This is a genomic window from Bacillus sp. SH7-1, from assembly GCF_008042405.1.
Lineage (GTDB): Bacteria > Bacillota > Bacilli > Bacillales > Bacillaceae_G > Bacillus_A > Bacillus_A thuringiensis_N.
The window spans coordinates 334,279-352,671 of sequence record NZ_QNUD01000005.1; the positions used below are offsets into that span (position 1 = coordinate 334,279).

Consider the following 18,393-nt stretch of genomic DNA (forward strand, 5'->3'; position numbering starts at 1 on the left):
CTAATGTTATTGTATTAACTGTAACTAACTTAATTACAACTTTAGGAGGAAGATATGGTTATTCAATTTTTAAGAGAAAACAAAGCAGTTTCTTTTGTGCTAGCAGTAATCCGAGTGTATCTTGGTTACACATGGTTAATGGCTGGAATTGGTAAACTACAAGGAAAAGGATTCGATGCAACGGGTTATTTACAAGGTGCAATTGAAAAATCTAAAGGAGCACAACCGGCTGTTCAATCCTGGTGGGCATCATTTTTACAAGATTTTGCAATTCCAAATGTCGATCTATTTAATACACTTGTGACGTGGGGAGAAATTTTAGTCGGAATTGGTTTAATTGTGGGCTGTTTAACAAAAACAGCGGTCTTTTTCGGTCTTGTAATGAACTTTTCCTATATGTTTAGTGGGTCAATTGGTGTGAACCCTGAAATGGTTATCTTATCTATGTTCGTTCTAGTTTCTGGTATGAATGCTGGAAAACTTGGACTTGACGGCTTTGTTATCCCAAAAGTTTTAGGATCAAAAACTCAAAAACGCCAAAAGCAAGCTGCTTAATATATGAAAGCGGGTATCTCAAAATGAGATACCCGTTTATTTTTCAGTTATTATAGGGTTTTTGTCAAAGAAATCTTTCACATACCCTACAAACTCCTGTGGTTCCTGACGAAATGGTGCGTGATAACCTTTTTCGATAATATGGAAAGTACTATTCTTTAAGAATTGATGATACGTTTCTCCTTCTTTCCAAGAAACGCTACTATCATTTCTTCCCCATATAATTAAGGTTGGTTGTTTCATTTCATTTGCATTGATTTGAAGACGTCTAGGCCATAATTTCATTTTATTGTAATGCTCTTCATCATTACGTTTAAATTTCACTTTGCTCTCATCATAATCTGCAACAGCAGAAACAGTATTTAAATCAGTTGATAATTGTGGCGTAGGAGAACCTTGTTTATTAACGAGTGTATGAGGCCCGCCTGTAGCATCAGTTAAGATAAGGTGGGTAACTGCTTCAGGATATAAATATGTTAAATTAAGAGAAATTTCTCCGCCCATTGAATGCCCCAGTATTGCGAATGAATCATAACCTAGTTTTTTCATTAACTTATAATACAAATTTGCATGAGTGGGGAAAGAATAATAAAAATCCATCGGCTTTGATGAGCGTCCGAAGCCTAAAGCATCTACAGAAATAATTGTATGATCTTTTGCTAAGTCTGAGTAAATCTTTTGAAAACCATCTGAGGATCCTCCAAATCCATGGATCATAAGTAAAGGTGGTTTTTCATTACCAATCTTTTTGAAGTAAATGGTTTGACCATCTATTTCTACCATTTTTTCCTCGGTAGCTAGTTTTGCTGTAAGTGTATTTTTAACTTGTTTTACTTGTTCTACTGGCTTTTCTGCTGCACTACATCCTACTAATAGTGTAAGAGTAAGACAACCTACCATCAAATAGCTAAATCGCTTCAATTAGGTGTCCCCTTTCTAACATAACGCTGTATCTATCATAGCAAATAGCATCTTACGATTTCCAGGAAGATGGCTACCATTTTTTATCATAAGAGGTGAAAGGAGCGTTTCTTGGAAATTTTCTGTTTGAAGAAATTTGCGAAATGAAAATTGTGAATGTGGGACATCAATCCTTACTGTGCCATTCCAACATTCACATATGTTTTGTAGTAATTGAATAGCATCTTCTTCTCGTTTGGCGATAAGTGGATTAATACATAATATATTACCTTTTTGTATGCATAAGGAAAAAGCTTCTACACAGTTATGTCTCTCCATTTTAAAAGAGTGGCTGGTTCTTGGTAATAGTAATGAATAAAGTAAAGAACGATCGGCACCAGTTGTAATTTGATCGAGAGAAATAAGCGATATAAGGTCTTTTTCTTTTACTTGTTGTGTATGAGTGATATGTGTCTTAGTAGTTTGTTTTTCAAAACGATGAATGGTCGTTATTGTTTGAAATCCGCATGATGAATAAAGAGGCTCGCCAGCTTTTGTTGCAATAAGTGCAATTGGTTGTTTTGCGTGAGTATGTTCTAAGCAGTGGTTAAGCAAAATACGCCCGATGCCTCGGCCTTGAAAATTAGGATGGACGATTAACATACCAATAGTAGAAAACCTATCTTTAAAAGGAAATACGCCTCCAGCTGCAATCAGTTTATTTTCATGCATATAACCGACAAGTGTACCGAGAGAAAGGTACATTTCGAATTGTTTTTTCATAAATGCTTTATTTTGTAACCATCCAATAGATTTGCAAAGGTCGAGTAAATCAAAAATAAAAGTTTCATCAAGCTTTATTGTTTTCATACATGCTCACCACATTTCTATTAATTTTCATAAAAGTAGATTGGAAATGTTAAATAAGAGATTTACGTTAAATGAAATCCAACTTGTTTATATTTTGATTGTAAAGGGGAAGATGGTTGGTATGAATAGACAATGTTATACAAATTATAACTGATATTTACATAAGTTAACAAAAAATTTACATATAACTAATTTTCTCTTAATAGTCTTCTATTAAATTTGATAGTGGGAAATGAATAACCTAATTAGGGGGACAATACAGTGAAAAAGTTTGTGAAAAAAGCATGGCCATTTGCAGTTGTGGCGTCGTTAGCAGTTACTTCGGTGGCAACATGGAATTTTACACGCTCTAGTGAAGTAAATGCAGATGAGAGCGGAAGCAATGCAAAGATTAAAAATGTTATTGTGTTAATTGGAGATGGTATGGGTCCTTCATACATGACGGCTCATCGCTATATGAAAGATAATCCAAAAACATTCGAGATGGAATCTACAGAGTTTGATAAGCATCTTGTAGGAACACAAAAGACATATCCGGAAGATGAACATGAAAATATCACAGACTCTGCCTCAGCAGCAACAGCTATGTCAGCAGGAATTAAAACATATAATGCGGCAATTGCAGTTGATAATGATAAAGCAGAAGTGAAAACTGTCCTTGAACAAGCGAAAGAAAAAGGGAAATCAACAGGATTAGTTGCTACTTCTGAAATTACACATGCAACACCAGCTGCTTTCGGTGCGCATGACATTAGTCGTAAAAACATGGACGCAATTGCAAATGATTATTTTGATGAGAAAATTAAAGGGAAGCATAAAGTAGACGTTATGCTTGGCGGTGGTGTAACTAACTTTGTTAGAAAAGATCGCAATCTTACAGAAGAATTTAAGAAATCTGGTTATAGCTATGTAACAGATCGTAATCAATTGTTAAATGATAAGAATGATCAAATTCTTGGTTTATTTGCGCCAGGCGGTTTAGATAAAATGATTGACCGTACCGATAAAACACCTTCATTAGAAGAAATGACAAATGCAGCAATTGAGCGTTTGAACAAAAATAAAAATGGTTTCTTCTTAATGGTTGAAGGAAGTCAAATCGACTGGGCTGGACACGATAATGATATCGTTGGTGCAATGAGTGAAATGGAAGACTTTGAAAAAGCATTTAAAGCAGCGATTGAGTTTGCGAAAAAAGATAAAAATACGTTAGTCGTTGCAACGGCAGACCACGCTACTGGTGGATTATCTTTAGGTGCGAATGGTGAGTATAACTTTAAAGTAGATCCAATTAAAGCTGCAAAACGCACACCAGACTTCATGGCAAATGAGATTGCAAAAGGTGCAAATGTAGAAGAAACATTGAAAAAATATATTGATTTACAATTAACACCAGAAGAAATTAAAGCGGTAAACGATATTGCTCCTTCAAAAGATGTAACAAAGATTGATAATGCGATTGAAGATATTTTCAATAAGCGTTCGGTTACAGGATGGACAACAGGTGGACATACAGGGGAAGATGTAAACGTATATGCATTTGGTCCTGGTAAATACTTGTTCTCTGGCGTTCAAGAAAATACAAATATCGCTAAACGTGTCTTTGATATTGTTGGCGGTGGCGATCCGAATAAAGGAAGACGCTAATTATAAACGAAAGTGAGGCGAAATGCCTCACTTTTCTTTTTAGGAGATGGGAAGATGAGAGCTTTTTTCAGAGGGATAGGATTCCTTCTAGTAGGTGTATTATTGCTAGTTGGATGTCAATCCAAAGAGAATCAGATAGAACAAAAATCTACTGCTACAAAAGCTGAGGAAAAAGTACAAATGACGAAAGAAGAAGAGAAATCGATTCAAGATGTTATGGAGAAATTTGTACGGACGACAAATGAAAAAAATCTTGCTGAACATATGGAGTTATTTTCAAAGAAGATGCCTAGTGCTGAAGACTTAAAAACGCAAAAAGAAGCAGCTTTTCAAAAGGGAAATAAGAAAATTGAATTGGAACATATAGATATAAAAGCTAGTAAAGCAGGATATGTTGTTGTTGAAACACAAGAAAAGGAAATAGATGGAGAGGTCACTCTTCAGAAAAAAGTACAGTATGCACTTGGAAAAGAAGAGGATGGCTGGAAAATTGAAGAGGTTCGCACGATAGAGAAGAAATAAAATGAAACTTTCCGTAAATAGTGCAAAAAGGTTCTCATTGGCGAGAACCTTTTTTTATAGTGGTAACATAATTTGATTTGAGCATGCTTCGATATCATCAATATCTTGGCGGATTGTTGCCATTTTATTATCGAGGTCTTCAGCCTTCATTGCTGCATCATGTAGTTCATCTTTTAAATACTCAGGTATTTTCCCTTCATATTTATAATAAAGTTTATGTTCTAAACTTGCCCAGAAGTCCATTGCAAGCGTACGTAACTGAATTTCTGCAAAGACTTCTTTTGTACCAGAATTCAGTGATAAAGGATATTTAATAATCATGTGTAAACTTTTATAGCCGTTTCCCTTTGGATTAGCGATATAATCTTTTACCTCTATGATTTCCATATCTTCACGCTTTTGAATGACTTCTTTTAAATGATAAATATCTTCTACGAAGCAACATGTAATACGAATGCCGATGATGTCTTGTAAATGCGTCTGGGCATTTTCAACTGTCGGTAATAAATTTTTACGTTCAAGCTTTTTAATAATACTTTCAGGTTGTTTTAATCTTGTTTTTATATGTTCAAACGGGTTGTAATCCTCTAAAAATTGAGCTTCCCGGTTCATAATTTCAAATTTAGTTTTTAACTCTTCTAAAGCAAATGTATATGGTAGTACAAAAGCTTTCCAGTAGTTAACTGTTGATTGATTATATTCCATTTATATACACACCTTTTCCTATCTACAAGTGAGGTTGTTATTATACTAAATACCAAAGCATATAAGCGCAAGCAGCAAATGATGAAATCATAAAGCGATATTTAGTTTTCATACTTTCAACTCCTTTCGAGTAAAAATTCTATATGAATAAACGTGATTGTTAATAAGTTCACTATGTACAATTCCTATAGTAATAGATTCGTGTGAATTTCGTATGAACTAATTGTTTCAGCTTTTTGTCTTTTTTTTGTAAATCATCATTATTATTCATAATTTAAAGTGTTTTCATTTGATTTATTCATTAGTATAAATTAATGTATATTTAAATTTATGGTTATTAAGGAGGCTAAAAGATGAACTTTGAAGAATTAGCAATTGCTAGACGTTCTGCAATGAAATTTGTACAAGGAATAGAAATCCCAGATGAGGACTTTAAAAAAATATTTGAGCTAACAAAGCTTTCTCCATCTTGTTACAATTTGCAACATACGCATTATGTTGTAATTCGTGATCAAGAGCGCAAAGAAAGATTAAAAGAGTTAGCCTTCGGACAATATAAAGTATCGAGTGCATCTGCGGTAATACTTGTTTGTGGTGACAAGAGAGCATACCAAAATGTTGAAAATATTTATTTCGGTATGAAGGTTTTAAAGATGATTGATGAATGTGAGTATGAAGATACAATTAGGCAAACGAAAGGGCTATATGAAGGAAAAGGAGAACGCTTCATGGAAGAGGAAGCGATTAGAAATGCTTCGTTAAGTGCGATGACTTTTATGTACGCAGCTAAATATTATGGATATGATACGTGTCCAATGATCGGTTTTGATGAAAAAGCAGTACAAAGTGAATTGAATATGCCAGAGCATGTAGTACCTGTTTTAATGATTACGATAGGAAAAAGTGATACTACTAAAACTCGCCCACGAGGATATCGAAAACCGATTAGTGAGTTTGTTACATACGAAACATTTTAATACAAGGTATAGATTACTTAAACAAAAGGGTTCTATTTAGATCCTTTTTGTTTTGCAATTGACAAATAGAATGAAGTTATATAATATTTAAATCGTAATCATTACGTTTTATTTTGCGATCTTTAAAAGAAAGGAGAATTACATATGCGTGTAAATATTACATTAGCTTGTACAGAGTGCGGTGATCGTAATTATATTTCTAAAAAAAATAAACGAAATAATCCAGAGCGCATTGAACTAAAAAAATATTGTCCACGATTAAAGCGAGTAACGTTACATCGTGAAACGAAGTAGAAGACTAGAGATATCTCTAGTCTTTTTTGTTTATAGTTCTTTGGTTTTGTTTGTTATAATTACCTTAAATTGTAATAAAAGGAGAGGTATGATGAATCAAAAAGATAAAGAAAGAAAAGAGCAAGTGGCTCATATTATTAACATTCCAGATGATTATAGGCTTGTTGTAGATGATCAAGAAGGTGTGGATGACCCATATCATCTATTATGGTGGGAGCATAAAGAGGATGAGGAGAGAACGATACAAATAACGTTGAATAGACATACTGGTAATTTAATTGAATTTAGGATAGAGGATGAAAAGTCTTTTTCGAGTAGTAAGAAAGCGCTAGAGGAGAACAAGGCAAGAGAGATTGCAAATACATTCTTAAAAAAATATACAAAAGAAGGATATGAATTTTATTCATATATAACTGTTAAGGATGACAGACGTGGTTGGAAAGAAGTAAATTATATGCAAGAAGTGAAGGGCTATCCATTGCCGAATACAGGATATGTTGTGCAAGTTCACTCTTCAGGGAATGTTGTGAATTTCCATTATAATGGACAAAAAGCTATAGAGACAAAACCGTCATGGCCAAGTGAAATTGTTGAGGAGAACGTCGTTTTAGAAAACTTGAAAGCTAGACAAAATATGAGACTTGTATTTGTAGATTTAACACACTCTTCATGTGAGTATGAAAATGGAGAAGAAGTAAAAGGGTACCGTCTTGTATACGAACCAGAGCCAAGTCATGCGTTTATTGATGCAAGTACAGGCGAAGATTTATTTGGACCAGATCATTATAAATTGCCTTCGGCTGTAGCTGTTGAAAAACCGAAAAAAGGTAGCCGGCAAGATGACGTATTCGATTTATTTGACTGGGATAAAGAAAGTTTTACAAAAGTAGCTGAGACGGAAAATGATGATGAAATAAGAATGAAATTTGTTCTGAAAGAGAAATTACAGAAACAGAAAGAAGAAAAGAATCCATATTTAATGAATGAATTTTTTAAAAAGCATTTACCGATGTTAAAATATAATAATTTTGTTGGCATTATGATTGATAAATCTACCGATGAATTAATTGGTTTTATAAAAATGACAGATGATAAAGAAGTAAAGAAAATACTGTCTAGAGAGGAATGTTTACAAAAAGTACTTCAATTTTTGGAACAAGTTATTCCAGATGTCACACAATATCTACGTCTTTGGGAAGAACGTGAAGCAACAGAAGATGGAATTGAAAGGTTTACCTTTTCCGTATATGTGAATGGTATTCCAGCAGAGTATAAGCAATTTATGGTCAATATCAATGCAGAAAATGGGGCTGTGGTGCATTATTCCGGAGAGTCTAGCAACCTTATAAAAGAATTACTTACATATGAAACAACACCAAAAGTAACAAAGGAAAAAGCGTTAGAAATATACAGAGAGGCCATGCGAGTTAAATTAGAATGGTCTATAGATCATGATGTAGAGGAAACGGTATATCAATTACTGTATAAACAAACAACGAATGAAAATGATAAAGAATTCTTCGACGGTAGTCGAGAAATTCGTTATATTGATGCGCATACTGGGGAGAAAATTTGGAGTAAATAAGCTTTTAAATAGGGAAAAAGGTCTTCGATAGAAGACCTTTTTTAGAAAGAACGATTATTCTTCGTATGTATCAATTTTGTATAACCACTTCTGTACACTAGCAGGTGGTCCTTCTGTTCTCCACTTTATTGTACACATTCCACAAGAACAGTGAACTTTTCCTTTTGCAAAAATACCGGCAATTTCAGGAGTATATCCCCATGCGTGTTGTGCAATATTCATTTTTCGACGCATTGTACGTTGACGTTGGTGTCTTGTATAAGCACGTGTTCTTTCAAATTTCATATTTGTAATCCCTCCTTGTAGTACAAGTAGCTTGCAAGAGCGTACAAGGAGTTCATCTCTTACAAGCTACTCGGGTACAAGAGGGAAATGAAATATTTCATATTCCACTCTCCAATCTTTTGTTTAAGTGTTTAAGTATACGCAGTGAGGTTTTATGAGACAATTATTATGCTTAAAAACATATTGGAATGATATCGTACAGACACAAACAACCTCACGCCCACATACACTTAGTAAAGACCACTATTTTGGCGGAGGTGAAAGGTTTGAGTCTATTCGCCGCAATTGGATATATGGTTCGAGAAGTGTTTGTTTTTGTTTCTTATGTGAAGAATAATGCGTTTCCGCAGCCGTTATCATCTGACGATGAGAGAAAGTACTTAGAGTTAATGGAGCAAGGTGATGCTCAAGCGAGGAATCTGTTAATTGAACATAATTTACGGCTTGTAGCTCATATCGTTAAAAAATTTGAAAACACAGGGGAAGATGCAGAAGATTTAATTTCAATTGGTACAATCGGGCTCATTAAAGCGATCGAGAGCTATTCGGCAGGAAAAGGAACAAAACTTGCGACGTATGCAGCGCGCTGTATTGAAAATGAAATTTTGATGCATTTACGTGTACTAAAGAAAACGAAAAAGGACGTTTCACTTCATGATCCGATCGGGCAAGATAAAGAGGGGAATGAAATATCGCTTATTGATATATTAAAATCAGAGTCTGAAGATGTAATTGATATGATCCAGCTTAGTATGGAGTTAGAAAAGATTAAAGAATATATCGATATTTTAGACGAACGAGAGAAAGAAGTAATCGTAAAGCGTTTTGGACTGGGGCTTGATAAAGAGAAAACGCAGCGGGAGATTGCAAAGGCACTCGGTATTTCCAGAAGCTACGTATCAAGAATTGAAAAGCGCGCTTTAATGAAAATGTTCCATGAATTTGTAAGAGCAGAGAAAGAGAAAAAAGCGAAAGAATAATGCACATTGCAAGCAGCCGTATTTTAAAAGGGCTGCTTTTCTTTTTGTGAATAAGGAAAGAAAAAGGGGTGTGTTCAGAAGAAATCCATGTTCACTGTTGAAAATGACGGATTCTATCTGTAATATTAGAAGGTGCTAAACAATTTAAGAATAATACCATACTTAGTTTTCTGCATGCATAATGAACCAGTTCTATATGATATGTGGGAATAAGAACCAATTTTACATATGATATAGAAGGAAAAGAAGGGAAAGCTAAAGTTATAGACTGATTAGGAGGTTTCGCAATTTGCGACGTACATTATATCGACTTATGATCGAACTTACAAATGGTCGTTTTACTTCTTATATATTACGTAAATTTGCACAATCTCGTTTGAGCTCTATCATTATTCCATCGTATGCGAAAGTTTTTCAACTTAATCAAGATGAGATGGAAAAGGGTTTGAAGGAATATAGAACATTGCATGAATTATTTACGCGTAAGCTAAAAGAAGGAAAGCGTAGTATTGATACAGGTGCATCGAGTATCGTTAGTCCTGTTGATGGTGTTTTTGCTGATCACGGTCCTATTGAGGACACAAAAACATTTGATATTAAAGGCAAGCGTTATTCAATTGTAGATATGCTAGGTAATGAAGAACGTGCACAGCGATATGCAGGTGGTACATATATGGTTATTTATTTAAGCCCAAGTCATTATCATCGTATTCATAGTCCGCTTGCTGGTTCTGTGACTGAAAGGTTTGTGCTTGGTAGAAAATCATATCCGGTAAATGCAGCTGGTATGGAATACGGGAAAGAACCATTGTCAAAAAATTATCGTTCTGTTACAGAAGTGAATAGTGACGGTGAACATATGGCGCTTGTAAAAGTAGGAGCTATGTTTGTTAATAGTATTGAGCTGCTACATGAAAGAAATACTGTTCAAAAAGGTGAAGAAATGGCATACTTTACATTTGGCTCAACAGTTGTGTTATTGTTTGAAAAAGATATGATAGAAGTAGTGCAGAATTTGAAGAGTGGACAAGAGCTTCGTCTTGGTGAAAAAATTGCTACTCGATTGGCTCATAAGTAAAGAAAAGATTTTATAACTGTAAGCAAGAGTTATGGACAAAGATGCTTAATGATGAAGTTCCCGAGATGGGAGTACTTGTTTATTCGAGAGCCATCGCAGGATGGCTCTTTTTACAAGTTAGCTAATTAAAAATTCACTTTATATGTAATTAAGACGATTTGACCAGCTTGTCCTCTAATGAGCGTCTAATAATTTCTTGTTTTATAAGTAAAATGAAGTCGGGATTTAATTTTAGTTCTTTTGCTTTATAATAAGACTCAGTGAGTAACTCAGTAGATAACTGTTCCATATGCTTTGTTTTCAAGGTGAGTCACCTCCTAATAATATAAGGATTGATTCGTTGTTGCATTTAATGTACCAAAAAAATATGACAGTCACAAACGAGTGGTTATCCACATACCTAGGTGGATAAAATGTGTATAGATTGTTAGTAAATTCCAAATTCACTGAAAAATTAATGTGGAAAATGTGTACAATCTTATCCACAGGTTAAATATCGAAATATGTTGTCGAAAAATTTTTATGAAAACTCCTCAAAGAGGTGAAAGAAATTGAAGCTATTTTTACCAAATGAATATGTGAAGAATGTATATCATGTTCAACCAGAAGATTTGAAAAAACGTGGAATTAAAGGCGTTATTACTGATTTAGATAACACTTTAATTGAATGGGATCGTCCAAATGCAACGCCGCAACTTGAAGAGTGGTTTTTGAAAATGAAAGAGCTAGGCATTCAAGTAACGGTCGTTTCAAATAATAATGAGCAACGAGTAAAAGACTTTGCTGATCCATTAGGTATTCCATTTATTCATAGTGCGCGTAAACCATTTGTTCGTGCATTTAAGCGTGCGATGCAAGAGATGCACCTGCAACCAGATGAAGTTGTAGTAATTGGGGATCAGTTACTAACAGATGTTTTAGGTGGAAACCGAGTGGGACTTCATACAATTTTAGTTGTACCGGTAGCACAAACGGACGGATTAGTAACGCGCTTTAATCGGAAAATTGAACGAAGAATTATGAAAAACATGAAGAAAAAAGGTTTAATTAACTGGGAGGAATAGAGTTTGACTGAAACAATTAAATGTATTGGTTGCGGTGTAGAAATTCAAACAGAAGATAAAAATGAAGTAGGATATGCTCCGGCCTCATCTTTAGAGAAAGAACAAGTAATTTGTCAACGCTGTTTTCGTTTGAAGCATTATAACGAAATTCAAGATGTATCATTAACAGATGATGATTTCCTACGTATTCTAAATGGAATTGGAAATTCGGATGCGTTAGTAGTTAAGATTGTAGATATTTTTGATTTTAATGGTAGCTGGTTACCTGGCTTACATCGTTTCGTCGGAAATAATAAAGTATTACTTGTTGGGAATAAAGCGGATTTAATTCCTAAGTCAGTAAAACATGATAAAGTAAAGCATTGGATGCGTTATAGTGCAAAGCAGCTAGGATTAAAGCCAGAAGATGTCTTTTTAATTAGTGCAGCGAAGGGACAAGGGATTGCTGAGCTGGCAGATGCTATTGAGTATTACCGTGGCGGAAAAGATGTTTACGTTGTTGGATGTACGAATGTAGGAAAATCAACATTTATTAATCGTATGATTAAAGAATTTAGTGATGAGACTGAAAATGTAATTACAACATCTCATTTCCCTGGAACAACGCTTGATTTAATTGATATTCCATTAGATGAAGAATCTTCTTTATATGATACGCCAGGTATTATTAACCACCATCAAATGGCTCATTATGTTGGAAAAGAAAGCTTAAAGCTTATTACACCAACAAAAGAAATTAAGCCGATGGTGTTCCAATTAAATGAAGAACAAACATTGTTCTTTAGTGGACTGGCACGTTTTGATTATGTAAGTGGTGGTCGTCGTGCATTTACTTGTCACTTCTCGAATCGTTTAACAATCCATCGTACAAAGCTTGAGAAAGCAGATGAATTGTATAAAAATCATGCTGGGGATTTACTAAGCCCACCAACACCAGAAGAATTAGCAAATATGCCAGAGCTAGTGAAATACGAGTTTAATATTCGTGAACCAAAAACGGATGTTGTATTTTCTGGATTAGGATGGGTTACTGTGAACGAACCAGGAGCAAAAATTGTTGCACACGTACCAAAAGGAGTAAGTGTTTCATTACGTAAATCTTTAATTTAATATGGAGAGGGATTTATGAAACAATTATATGGTGTAATCGGAAATCCAATTGGACATTCATTATCACCCGTTATGCATAACGATGCATTTGAACACTTGAATATGGATGCCCATTATCAGGCGTTTCTTGTTAAAGAGGAAGTGCTAGGGGAAGCAGTAAGAGGTTTAAAAGCATTAGGTATTTCAGGATTTAATGTAACAACTCCGCACAAAGTTGCTATTATGGATTATTTGGATGAGACTGACCCGCTAGCAAAACAAATTGGTGCAGTAAATACAGTGGTTCATAAGGATGGAAAATTGATTGGCTACAATACAGATGGAATTGGTTTTGTCCAAGCACTGCAGTCAATTAGTAGTGAACCACTTCAAGAGAAACGTATTTTATTGATTGGCGCAGGTGGTGCTAGTCGAGCTATTTATTATTCTCTTGCTCATGTAGGTGTGAAAGAGATTGATGTAGCTAATCGTACAGTAGATAAGGCGAAAGAACTTATTGCTGCATGTACGGCTACTGTTCATTCTGAGGCTTTATCGTTAGAAAAAGCCTCAGAAGAACAAGGGAATTATGATATTATCATTCAGACGACAACAATAGGTATGCATCCACGCGTTGAACATACGCCATTACAAATTTCTTCGTTAAAAAAAGGAACGATTGTATCAGATATAATCTATAATCCATTTGAAACGAAAATTTTATGTGAGGCAAAAGAGCAAGGTGCAGTGATTCAAAATGGTATTGATATGTTTGTTTATCAAGGGGCGCTTGCATTTGAAATGTGGACAGGGCGTGTACCGAATATCGATAGAATGAAACAATTAGTTATAAGAAAGCTTGGAGGCTAACATATATGTTAACAGGAAAACAAAAAAGATTTTTACGTGCACAAGCACATCATTTAACACCAATTTTTCAAGTAGGAAAAGGTGGAGTAAATGAAAACATGATTAAACAAATCGCAGATACTTTAGAAGCTCGTGAGTTATTTAAAGTAAGTGTGCTACAAAACTGTGAATTCGATCGTCGTGAAGTTGCAGAAGAACTTGCAAAAGGCGCACGTGCTGAAATCGTTCAAGTAATTGGAAGTACAATCGTTTTATACAAAGAATCTAGAGAAAATAAGCAAATTAAGCTTCCTCGATAAAAAGACAAGCATATGCTATTTTTATCGCTAGTGCGTAATGATGTAGAGAGCGAAACCAATTGAACTTTTATTAACAGTAAACTCTCTTCGAATAGAAATGAAGAGAGTTGCTGTACGTAAAAGGAAGGGGCGTTTCTTTTGAGGAAAATTGGCATCATTGGCGGTACATTTGATCCGCCACATTATGGGCATTTGCTAATTGCAAATGAAGTATATCATGCTTTGAATTTAGAAGAAGTATGGTTCTTACCGAACCAAATTCCACCGCATAAACAAGGGCGGAATATTACAAGTGTAGAAAATCGCTTACAAATGTTAGAGCTTGCGACTGAGGCAGAGGAACATTTTTCTATTTGTTTAGAAGAGCTAAGCAGGAAGGGCCCATCTTATACGTATGACACTATGTTACAATTGACGAAGAAGCATCCGGATGTGCAGTTTCACTTTATTATTGGTGGAGATATGGTTGAGTATTTACCGAAGTGGTATAACATTGAAGCGTTACTTAATCTTGTAACGTTTGTTGGGGTTGCAAGACCTGGTTATACATTGTGTACACCTTATCCTATCACCACTGTGGAAATTCCGGAGTTTGCAGTTTCTTCATCTTTATTGCGTGAGAGATATAAAGAGAAGAAAACATGTAAATATTTACTTCCTGAAAAAGTACAGGTATATATCGAGAGGAATGGGTTGTATGAAACGTGAGAAAGCACTTCATATTGTCAAACAACAAATGCATGAAAAACGTTATATACACACAATTGGTGTAATGGAAACAGCAATTGAACTTGCTAAGTTATACGGTGTGGATGAAAAAAAGGCTGAAGTTGCAGCTATATTCCATGATTATGCGAAGTGTAGAGCGATTTCAGAGATGGAAGAGATCATTAAAAGTGAAGATTTGCCGAAAGATTTACTTTGTTATAACAAAGAGTTATGGCATGCACCTGTTGGGGCATACTTAGTAGAAAAAGAAGTCGGCATTACAGATCCTGAAATCCTGCAAGCTATTACATATCATACAAGTGGTCATGAGAAAATGACGATGTTAGATAAAGTAATTTATGTAGCTGATTACATTGAGCCTGGGCGAAAGTTTCCGGGGGTGGAGGAAGCTCGCAAACTCGCATATACGGATATAGATCAAGCTTTATTATTTGCGTTAAAGAGAACAATTCAATTTTTAATGGAAAAAGATCAAACGATTTACCCATTAACATTCCAAACATACAATGCAGTTATCAAGGAGGAAATTAGTAAATGAAAGATAAAGATTTATTAGTATTAGCAGCAAAAGCAGCTGATGATAAGAGAGCAGAAGATATGGTTGTCCTAAATATGCAAGGTATTTCACCAATTGCAGATTATTTCATTATTTGTCACGGTAACTCAGATAAGCAAGTGCAAGCAATTGCACGTGAAATTAAATCAAAAGCACATGAGTTCCAAATCGACGTACAACGTATGGAAGGTTTTGACGAAGCACGCTGGGTGTTAGTTGACCTTGGAGATGTAGTTGCCCATGTATTCCATAAAGATGAGCGTAATCACTATAATTTAGAGCGTCTTTGGGGCGATGTGCCGCGTGAAGATATTACAAACGAGCTAGACCAATGAAATACGAACAATTTGCATTGTTGTACGACGAACTAATGAATGATGTTCCTTATGATAAATGGGTGGAATTCACAGAGGAAAGTTTACAGCAAGCGGATATGAAAGAGGCGAAGATTCTTGATGTAGCATGCGGTACTGGTAATGTAACACTTCCGCTTGTACAAAAGGGTTACGATTTAATCGGTGTCGATCTTTCAGAAGAAATGTTAACGGTCGCTCAGCAAAAACTAGGTGGGGAAGGATATTTTATTCCTTTTTACCAACAAGACATGCGAGAGCTTGATGTTCCGGGTGAGTTTGACTGTGTAACTATTTTTTGTGATTCATTAAATTATGTATTGCAAGAAGATGGAGTGCAAGAAACATTTCGAAGAGTGTTTCATCATTTACGTCAAGATGGTTTGTTTTTATTTGATGTACATTCTTTATATAAAATACATCATGTATTTCAAAATGAAACATACACAGTGAATGGAGAAGAAATATCTCTTATTTGGAATTGCTTCCCTGGTGAAGAATCAAATAGTGTAGAACATGATTTAACATTCTTTGTTCAAGATCCAGAAGAAGATGTGTACCATCGTTTTGACGAATGTCACGTGCAACGTGCATATCCGGTTGAAGAGTTAACGAAATGGCTTGAAGAGGCTGGTTTTACAGTGCTTCGTGTAACTGGTGACTTTGAGCGACTTGAAGTTACAGAACAAACAGAGCGTATTTTCTTCATGGCGAAGAAAAACGGATAAAACAAAAGCAACCGAGAAGGTTGCTTTTGTTTTGTAAAGAAGCTGTAATTTTAGTTCTAGGATAATAAGAGGATGATATACGTGAAGTGTGAAAATGCTAGTTTAAGTGAAAATGTAATGTAAAAAATTTAGTGTTTATAAAAAGGATTTGGAATGGCGATGACGTATTTATTATGTGTGTTTATTGAATTGCTGATCAACACATTTTAAATCTTCATCAAATTTCTCATGTGTCCGCTCGATTAATTTATGAAACATATCCCCAACATGTTCTTCTAAAACCCGAATACCTTCTCCTGTAACGCCGCCTTTAACACATACTTTTTCTTGTAAAGTAGGCAATGTGAAAATCTCTTTTTCGAGTAGTTTCCCCATTCCAACGACCATTTCACTTACTAAAGTAGTGGCTTCTTCATGTGTAATATTTGTTTTATCTACAGCAGCGTTAATGAAACATTGTAATAAATAACTAAAGAATGCAGGGCCGCAGCTTGCTATATCAGATGAAACGCGTGTTATATCTTCTTCTATTACAAGGGGAGTAGAAATGTTTTTGAATAGGCGAAATAGTTTTTGTTGCCACTCTTCAGAGCATTTACTTCCGAATGTAAATAGTGATGCGCCAGACAGGGCGCGGTTTGTAATGCTCGGAATAATACGTGCAACGTGGCAAGGTACAAGTGTCTCTAATTGTGATGGAGATATTGGACTTGTGATAGAAACTAAGCACTTTTCATCAGAAAAATGTTCAGCATATTTTTGTAGGATTGGATATATATCTATCGGCTTTACGCAAATAAAAATAAGGTGTGATCGTTCGATTACTTCATCAATAGTTTTGGCTATATGAACAGAAGGGTATTTTTCCTTTATATGATATGCTTTGGCGGGCGTTCGATTAATGATTGTAAGGCACGAAGGTTTGACAGCACGGGTTTCTAAAAATGCATCGATTAGTATATTCCCCATGTTCCCTGTCCCTATAATTCCTATGTTCAATGTTTCATCCCTCCTTCGTAACAGCTTTCTCCTAAACAATATGAATGATGTTATAAATTTATGATTAGAGGTGTAAAATGATGTGGGATTTTCCGAAGAAATGGTTAGGATTAGTAGCTATTATTGGACTTGTACTTTTTCTTCTTTTCTGGAAAACGAACCAGCATACAGAACGATCAGTCATTGCGACGGATGTGCAAACGAAAGAGATAGAGAAAAAAAGTAAACCGAAAGTATCGGATACAAAGCAGCAGAAAAAAATAATTATAATTGATATGAAAGGAGCTGTTGTTAAAGAGGGCGTGTATGAAATGAAAGAAGGGGACCGGGTCAAGGATGCTATTGAAAAGGCAGGTGGTTTTTTGCCCGAGGCAGATAGGAAGAAGGTAAATTTAGCGCAAATGGTACAAGACCAAATGATCCTTTATGTGCCGAATAAAACCGAACAGGTGCAAGAAGGAGCTGCTGTTTCAAAGGAGGAGGGGAAAGTGCAAATAAATGCAGCTTCTAAAGGGCAACTTGAAAAAATTACAGGCATCGGTTCTAGGAAAGCAGAAAGTATTTTGAAATATCGTGAGGAACATGGTCCGTTTCAGAAAATAGAAGATTTGTTAGAGATTGATGGGATTGGTGTGAAGTCTCTGGAAAAAATAAAAGATCAAATTATTATTCCATAAAAGATTGACGAAGTTTTTCTTCATTCGCTACACTACAAGTAGACAAAAAAGTAGGTGAAAAATATGGAGCGAATTTCATGGGATCAATATTTTATGACACAAAGCCATTTACTATCTTTGCGTAGTACATGTACAAGGCTTGCGGTAGGAGCGACAATTGTTCGTGATAAACGAATTATTGCTGGTGGATATAACGGTTCAATTAAAGGTGGTGTACATTGTATAGATGATGGATGCTACGTCATTGATAATCATTGTGTTCGTACAATTCATGCGGAAATGAATGCTTTATTACAATGCGCAAAGTTTGGTGTGAAAACGGAGGACGCAGAAATTTACGTTACGCATTTCCCTTGTTTACAATGCTGTAAGGCAATTATTCAAAGTGGTATTACAGCAGTTTATTATGCACAGGATTATAAAAATCATCCGTATGCCGTAGAATTATTTAAAAAAGCGAATGTAACAGTGAAGCACGTTCCACTAGAATATGATATTGCAGCGCTAGAGGATCAAAAGCGTCATATGGAGTTAAAAGAACTATTTGCATCTTTAGAAAAAGAGAACTTATCAATGGAAGAATTACAACATGTATTCACGAAAGCAAAAATGATGCTATAAGGAGTGAGTA

The 18,393-nt window shown here is 35.1% G+C and carries 24 protein-coding genes; 18 read left to right on the forward strand and 6 right to left on the reverse strand.

All coding sequences use genetic code 11. The features are described from left to right. The first annotated feature begins 54 nt into the window (after positions 1–54). Positions 55–555: a DoxX family protein gene (locus DN390_RS05050; RefSeq protein WP_048550927.1), complete on the forward strand. Its 501-nt coding sequence runs from the start codon at positions 55–57 to the stop codon at positions 553–555. A 36-nt stretch (positions 556–591) separates the two neighbouring features. Here the strand turns inward: DN390_RS05050 and DN390_RS05055 are convergent, their stop codons facing one another. Continuing rightward, positions 592–1,476, reverse strand: a complete 885-nt coding sequence (locus DN390_RS05055) for an alpha/beta fold hydrolase (RefSeq protein ID WP_147806738.1) — start codon at positions 1,474–1,476, stop codon at positions 592–594. A 15-nt stretch (positions 1,477–1,491) separates the two neighbouring features. Then, the gene (locus DN390_RS05060; protein ID WP_147806739.1) at positions 1,492–2,325 is read right to left on the reverse strand and encodes a GNAT family N-acetyltransferase; all 834 of its coding nucleotides are present in this window, start codon (positions 2,323–2,325) and stop codon (positions 1,492–1,494) included. 261 nt (positions 2,326–2,586) lie between these two features. Between DN390_RS05060 and DN390_RS05065 the strand changes: the two genes are divergently transcribed. Further along, positions 2,587–3,972, forward strand: a complete 1,386-nt coding sequence (locus DN390_RS05065) for an alkaline phosphatase (protein ID WP_147806740.1) — start codon at positions 2,587–2,589, stop codon at positions 3,970–3,972. 54 nt (positions 3,973–4,026) lie between these two features. Beyond that, a complete protein-coding gene (locus DN390_RS05070; protein WP_098198661.1) occupies positions 4,027–4,494 on the forward strand; it encodes a hypothetical protein in 468 nt (155 codons plus the stop codon). Between the two features lie 54 nt (positions 4,495–4,548). Here the strand turns inward: DN390_RS05070 and DN390_RS05075 are convergent, their stop codons facing one another. Beyond that, positions 4,549–5,199 carry a GTP pyrophosphokinase gene (locus tag DN390_RS05075; protein WP_000456215.1) on the reverse strand — a complete coding sequence of 217 codons (651 nt, stop codon included), beginning with the start codon at positions 5,197–5,199 and terminating at the stop codon, positions 4,549–4,551. 353 nt (positions 5,200–5,552) lie between these two features. Between DN390_RS05075 and DN390_RS05080 the strand changes: the two genes are divergently transcribed. The 3 genes from DN390_RS05080 (at position 5,553) to DN390_RS05090 (ending at position 8,055) form a co-directional block, all read left to right on the forward strand. Next, complete coding sequence (locus tag DN390_RS05080) at positions 5,553–6,176, forward strand: nitroreductase family protein (RefSeq protein WP_147806741.1); 624 nt, start codon at positions 5,553–5,555, stop codon at positions 6,174–6,176. A gap of 144 nt (positions 6,177–6,320) precedes the next feature. Next, the gene (gene rpmG / locus DN390_RS05085; RefSeq protein WP_001265617.1) at positions 6,321–6,470 is read left to right on the forward strand and encodes a 50S ribosomal protein L33; all 150 of its coding nucleotides are present in this window, start codon (positions 6,321–6,323) and stop codon (positions 6,468–6,470) included. Between the two features lie 91 nt (positions 6,471–6,561). Further along, positions 6,562–8,055, forward strand: coding sequence for a YcdB/YcdC domain-containing protein (locus DN390_RS05090; RefSeq protein ID WP_147806742.1), 1,494 nt, complete (start codon positions 6,562–6,564; stop codon positions 8,053–8,055). A 54-nt stretch (positions 8,056–8,109) separates the two neighbouring features. Here the strand turns inward: DN390_RS05090 and DN390_RS05095 are convergent, their stop codons facing one another. Further along, entirely contained in the window at positions 8,110–8,340 is a 231-nt protein-coding gene (locus DN390_RS05095) for a hypothetical protein (protein ID WP_060632330.1), read from the reverse strand. 266 nt (positions 8,341–8,606) lie between these two features. Between DN390_RS05095 and sigK the strand changes: the two genes are divergently transcribed. Together sigK and DN390_RS05105 are read left to right on the forward strand one after the other, a co-directional pair. Further along, positions 8,607–9,320: an RNA polymerase sporulation sigma factor SigK gene (gene sigK / locus DN390_RS05100; protein WP_000051382.1), complete on the forward strand. Its 714-nt coding sequence runs from the start codon at positions 8,607–8,609 to the stop codon at positions 9,318–9,320. Positions 9,321–9,609: 289 nt separating this feature from the next. Then, complete coding sequence (locus DN390_RS05105) at positions 9,610–10,398, forward strand: phosphatidylserine decarboxylase (protein ID WP_097950526.1); 789 nt, start codon at positions 9,610–9,612, stop codon at positions 10,396–10,398. Between the two features lie 148 nt (positions 10,399–10,546). On the opposite strand, the gene sda is transcribed toward DN390_RS05105, so the two are convergent. Continuing rightward, a complete protein-coding gene (sda, locus tag DN390_RS05110) occupies positions 10,547–10,702 on the reverse strand; it encodes a sporulation histidine kinase inhibitor Sda (protein ID WP_000850094.1) in 156 nt (51 codons plus the stop codon). Between the two features lie 247 nt (positions 10,703–10,949). Here sda and DN390_RS05115 point away from each other — a divergent pair, with 247 nt between their 5' ends. The 8 genes from DN390_RS05115 to DN390_RS05150 all read left to right on the forward strand — a co-directional run bounded on the left by DN390_RS05115 (position 10,950) and on the right by DN390_RS05150 (position 16,086). Continuing rightward, positions 10,950–11,462 carry a YqeG family HAD IIIA-type phosphatase gene (locus DN390_RS05115; protein WP_063222906.1) on the forward strand — a complete coding sequence of 171 codons (513 nt, stop codon included), beginning with the start codon at positions 10,950–10,952 and terminating at the stop codon, positions 11,460–11,462. 3 nt (positions 11,463–11,465) lie between these two features. Beyond that, the gene (gene yqeH / locus DN390_RS05120; protein WP_060632327.1) at positions 11,466–12,572 is read left to right on the forward strand and encodes a ribosome biogenesis GTPase YqeH; all 1,107 of its coding nucleotides are present in this window, start codon (positions 11,466–11,468) and stop codon (positions 12,570–12,572) included. Positions 12,573–12,587: 15 nt separating this feature from the next. Beyond that, entirely contained in the window at positions 12,588–13,421 is an 834-nt protein-coding gene (gene aroE, locus DN390_RS05125; protein WP_147806743.1) for a shikimate dehydrogenase, read from the forward strand. A gap of 5 nt (positions 13,422–13,426) precedes the next feature. Next, positions 13,427–13,720, forward strand: coding sequence for a ribosome assembly RNA-binding protein YhbY (gene yhbY / locus DN390_RS05130; RefSeq protein ID WP_000955224.1), 294 nt, complete (start codon positions 13,427–13,429; stop codon positions 13,718–13,720). A gap of 138 nt (positions 13,721–13,858) precedes the next feature. After that, on the forward strand, positions 13,859–14,428 hold the full coding sequence (gene nadD, locus DN390_RS05135; protein ID WP_147806744.1) for a nicotinate-nucleotide adenylyltransferase: 570 nt from the start codon (positions 13,859–13,861) through the stop codon (positions 14,426–14,428). Continuing rightward, positions 14,418–14,987 carry a bis(5'-nucleosyl)-tetraphosphatase (symmetrical) YqeK gene (gene yqeK / locus DN390_RS05140; protein ID WP_097950529.1) on the forward strand — a complete coding sequence of 190 codons (570 nt, stop codon included), beginning with the start codon at positions 14,418–14,420 and terminating at the stop codon, positions 14,985–14,987. Before nadD ends, yqeK begins: the two co-directional genes overlap by 11 nt. After that, the gene (gene rsfS / locus DN390_RS05145; RefSeq protein ID WP_147806745.1) at positions 14,984–15,340 is read left to right on the forward strand and encodes a ribosome silencing factor; all 357 of its coding nucleotides are present in this window, start codon (positions 14,984–14,986) and stop codon (positions 15,338–15,340) included. Before yqeK ends, rsfS begins: the two co-directional genes overlap by 4 nt. Beyond that, positions 15,337–16,086 carry a class I SAM-dependent DNA methyltransferase gene (locus DN390_RS05150; RefSeq protein WP_060632323.1) on the forward strand — a complete coding sequence of 250 codons (750 nt, stop codon included), beginning with the start codon at positions 15,337–15,339 and terminating at the stop codon, positions 16,084–16,086. The genes rsfS and DN390_RS05150 overlap by 4 nt, the downstream gene beginning before the upstream one ends. A 171-nt stretch (positions 16,087–16,257) precedes the next feature. Here DN390_RS05150 and comER read toward each other — a convergent pair whose 3' ends face one another. Beyond that, positions 16,258–17,085, reverse strand: a complete 828-nt coding sequence (gene comER, locus DN390_RS05155; RefSeq protein ID WP_060632322.1) for a late competence protein ComER — start codon at positions 17,083–17,085, stop codon at positions 16,258–16,260. Between the two features lie 77 nt (positions 17,086–17,162). Here comER and DN390_RS05160 point away from each other — a divergent pair, with 77 nt between their 5' ends. Both DN390_RS05160 and DN390_RS05165 read left to right on the forward strand, forming a co-directional pair. Next, complete coding sequence (locus DN390_RS05160) at positions 17,163–17,762, forward strand: helix-hairpin-helix domain-containing protein (protein WP_098264640.1); 600 nt, start codon at positions 17,163–17,165, stop codon at positions 17,760–17,762. Positions 17,763–17,825: 63 nt separating this feature from the next. Next, positions 17,826–18,383, forward strand: a complete 558-nt coding sequence (locus DN390_RS05165) for a ComE operon protein 2 (protein WP_060632320.1) — start codon at positions 17,826–17,828, stop codon at positions 18,381–18,383. Positions 18,384–18,393: the final 10 nt, after the last annotated feature.

Coding starts and splice junctions, on each gene's coding strand:
- DN390_RS05060 (WP_147806739.1), bottom strand. CDS start 2,325: ATGAAAACAATAAAGCTTGATGAAACTTTTATTTTTGATTTACTCGAC.
- DN390_RS05095 (WP_060632330.1), bottom strand. CDS start 8,340: ATGAAATTTGAAAGAACACGTGCTTATACAAGACACCAACGTCAACGT.
- rsfS (WP_147806745.1), top strand. CDS start 14,984: ATGAAAGATAAAGATTTATTAGTATTAGCAGCAAAAGCAGCTGATGAT.
- DN390_RS05050 (WP_048550927.1), top strand. CDS start 55: ATGGTTATTCAATTTTTAAGAGAAAACAAAGCAGTTTCTTTTGTGCTA.
- DN390_RS05160 (WP_098264640.1), top strand. CDS start 17,163: ATGATGTGGGATTTTCCGAAGAAATGGTTAGGATTAGTAGCTATTATT.
- DN390_RS05150 (WP_060632323.1), top strand. CDS start 15,337: ATGAAATACGAACAATTTGCATTGTTGTACGACGAACTAATGAATGAT.
- DN390_RS05090 (WP_147806742.1), top strand. CDS start 6,562: ATGAATCAAAAAGATAAAGAAAGAAAAGAGCAAGTGGCTCATATTATT.
- DN390_RS05080 (WP_147806741.1), top strand. CDS start 5,553: ATGAACTTTGAAGAATTAGCAATTGCTAGACGTTCTGCAATGAAATTT.
- DN390_RS05070 (WP_098198661.1), top strand. CDS start 4,027: ATGAGAGCTTTTTTCAGAGGGATAGGATTCCTTCTAGTAGGTGTATTA.
- DN390_RS05075 (WP_000456215.1), bottom strand. CDS start 5,199: ATGGAATATAATCAATCAACAGTTAACTACTGGAAAGCTTTTGTACTA.
- DN390_RS05165 (WP_060632320.1), top strand. CDS start 17,826: ATGGAGCGAATTTCATGGGATCAATATTTTATGACACAAAGCCATTTA.
- yqeK (WP_097950529.1), top strand. CDS start 14,418: ATGAAACGTGAGAAAGCACTTCATATTGTCAAACAACAAATGCATGAA.
- rpmG (WP_001265617.1), top strand. CDS start 6,321: ATGCGTGTAAATATTACATTAGCTTGTACAGAGTGCGGTGATCGTAAT.
- yhbY (WP_000955224.1), top strand. CDS start 13,427: ATGTTAACAGGAAAACAAAAAAGATTTTTACGTGCACAAGCACATCAT.
- aroE (WP_147806743.1), top strand. CDS start 12,588: ATGAAACAATTATATGGTGTAATCGGAAATCCAATTGGACATTCATTA.